This is a genomic window from Streptomyces sp. NPDC046261 (assembly GCF_040646235.1).
Classification (GTDB): domain Bacteria; phylum Actinomycetota; class Actinomycetes; order Streptomycetales; family Streptomycetaceae; genus Streptomyces.
Window position 1 is genome coordinate 1 of sequence record NZ_JBEYZU010000051.1, and the last position, 2512, is coordinate 2512.

The following is a 2512-nucleotide window of genomic DNA, read 5'->3' on the forward strand; positions in this document are numbered from 1 at the left end:
GCGCACCACATAGTCCACGGATCCACCGAGCAGGTCGGTGGCCTTTCCCTTGCCCTCGTCACCCCACTGAGCACCGAGCAGCACAAGTGCGTCACCACTTCCGCCCCGAGCCCCTACTCCTCTTATTACCCCTACGAGCCTCTACGAGCTTCTACGAGCGTCTACGAGCTCGGCCTCACGCCGCTACGGGCACGCGCTCGCCGGCCTCGGCAGCCGCAGGCTCCGCGGCCCTGACCTTGGCCTCTTCATCGGCCCCTGCCTTGGCCACGGCCACGACCTCGCTGCGCCGCGCTCGGGCGACGAGCGGGTTGTCCTGCTCAAGAGAGAGCCGACGACCCAGCCGCAGCGCCAGGACCGAGATCCCGAGCGAGCAGGCGACCAGCAGGAGGATGTACGTGACGTACATGCCCGCGCCCGCCATCAGACCGCCCGCCGCCGGACCGACGGCCAGCGCCAGCTGCTTCACCAGGGCGAAGGCCGAGTTGTACTGACCCACCAGCCGAGCCGGCGCCAGGTCCGCCACCAGCGGAGCCATCGTCGGCGACAGCATCGACTCGCCGATACCGAAGAGCGCGTAGGTGGAGATCAGCAGCGCGGTCGCCACACCGTGCGCCCCCGGTACGAGACCGGAGACGCCGGCCGCGATCCACGCCACGGTCCAGATCAGCCCGACCAGCGCGATGACCCGGCTCCGCCGGCGCCGCTCGACCAGCTTCAGGACCACGAACTGGGCGAGAACGATCGTCGCGGTGTTCGCCGCGAGGGCGACGCCGAGCGTCGCCGGCGAAATCCTGGTGACCTCGACGGCGAAGGCCGCGAGACCCGACTCGAACTGTCCGTAGCAGGCGAAGAACATCACGAAGCCCAGCACGCACAGCTGCACCATCGCCCGGTCACCCAGCAGGGTCCGCCAGCCGCGAGCAGCCGCCGGATCGGCCGGCACCGCATCCTCGACCTTCGGCGCCCGGGGCAGCCGCACGGTCGCGACCGCCGCACCGAGCACCAGGAACATCACCGACTCGATCGCGAAGAGCCGTACGAAGCTCGACGGGTCCGAGGTGTCCACCAGCTGGCCGCCGAGCAGACCACCGACGCCCAGACCCAGGTTGTTGAGGAAGAACTGCATCGCGAACGCCCGCGACCGGGTGGCCGGCGTCGAGCACCACACGATCATCGTCGCCAGGGACGGCTGGACGACCGCTATACCGGCACCCAGCGCGGCCGCCGCGGCGACGACCGGCCACTGGCCGCTCGCGAGCCCCAGCCCCAGCGAACCGACAGCGGCGGAGACCGTACCCGCGACGGCAACAGGCAGCGGACCCCGCCGGTCGATGAACCGACCGATGAAAGGCAGCACGACAAGCGCGGCCACGGCGAACGTCGCCAGCACGATCCCTGCCGTGCTCGCGCCGAGATCCCGCACCTGTGCCACATAGACGAACAGGAACGGAACCGTGAAGCCGCTGCCGAACGCGCTCAGCGCGTTGCCCAACTGGATCCGGCGCAGTGCTGCGCCCATCGCGGTGGTCACACTCACCCCTTGAACTTGAAGACTTCGAACCTAAACTTCGAAGCTAAACAGTACACGGTGAAGGGCTTTAGTGCGAATGGTTTCTGTCATACTGCCGCTCATGGCTGACAACCACGAGCCGTCCGAGCTGAGCCTCGACGAGCAGATCGCCGCCTACCAGCGCGAATTCCAGGGCCTCGACCCACAGGTCGAACGCGTGGTCTCGGCCCTCAGCCGCCTCAACCGACGCATGAACGTCGCCTACGGGCGCCAGACCGCCGAGCTCGGCATGAGCAACGCCGAGTGGGAGGTCCTCAAGGCCCTCGTCCTCGCCGGCCACCCCTACCGCCTGGGCCCCGGCGAGCTCGCCAAGGGCCTCGGCCTCACCCCCGCCGCGATGACCCACCGCATCGACCGCATGGTGACGGAGGGCCTCGTCACCCGGGAGCGCGACGAGAGCAACCGCGTGCGCGTGATCGTCGGCATTACGGAGGAGGGGCGCGCCAAGTGGCTGGAGGGCCTGCGCATGGCCACGGTCTTCGAGGAGGAACTGCTCCAGGACCTCTCCAGCGACGAGCGCGGCCAGCTCGGCGCCATGCTGACCCGACTGCTCCGCCGCGTGGAAGAGGCCCAGCCGGATGCCGGCGGACGCCTCAACGACCTCGACTGACTCGACTGAGGGGTCGTCGGAAAGGGTGTCAGGAAGGCCGACAAGGCCCTGGCCGACCCGGGTTGACACGGGTGCGACGCATCCGTAGTGTTCTCCGAGTTGTCGCGGGGCCGTAAGGCTTCTACGACAGCCACTCGAGCCGCATCGGCGGCAATCACCACTGCACGGTCCCTGAACGGGATGTATTTCGGCGTGCCGGAATACGGAACGGGATGGCCCGGGACTCCGATTAGGAGCCGCGGGGGAAATCCGCTAAAGTAGTGATCACGCCGGAAGGCGCGAGAAACCCCGCTCCAACAGGGGGCCGGAAACGGAATTCGGACCGGAAACGG

Annotated in this window: 3 protein-coding genes; 1 reads left to right on the top strand and 2 read right to left on the bottom strand. The window is 68.5% G+C overall.

Annotated elements, in window-relative coordinates:
• Both ABZ956_RS30435 and ABZ956_RS30440 read right to left on the bottom strand, forming a co-directional pair.
• The coding region (locus ABZ956_RS30435) for an adenylosuccinate synthetase (RefSeq protein WP_361900739.1) at positions 1 to 126 on the bottom strand (126 nt) is incomplete at its 3' end.
• Positions 127 to 175: 49 nt separating this feature from the next.
• Positions 176 to 1519, bottom strand: coding sequence for an MFS transporter (locus ABZ956_RS30440; protein WP_361900742.1), 1344 nt, complete (start codon positions 1517 to 1519; stop codon positions 176 to 178).
• Positions 1520 to 1631: 112 nt separating this feature from the next.
• Here ABZ956_RS30440 and ABZ956_RS30445 point away from each other — a divergent pair, with 112 nt between their 5' ends.
• A complete protein-coding gene (locus ABZ956_RS30445) occupies positions 1632 to 2180 on the top strand; it encodes a MarR family transcriptional regulator (RefSeq protein ID WP_361900736.1) in 549 nt (182 codons plus the stop codon).
• The last annotated feature ends 332 nt before the right edge of the window (positions 2181 to 2512 follow it).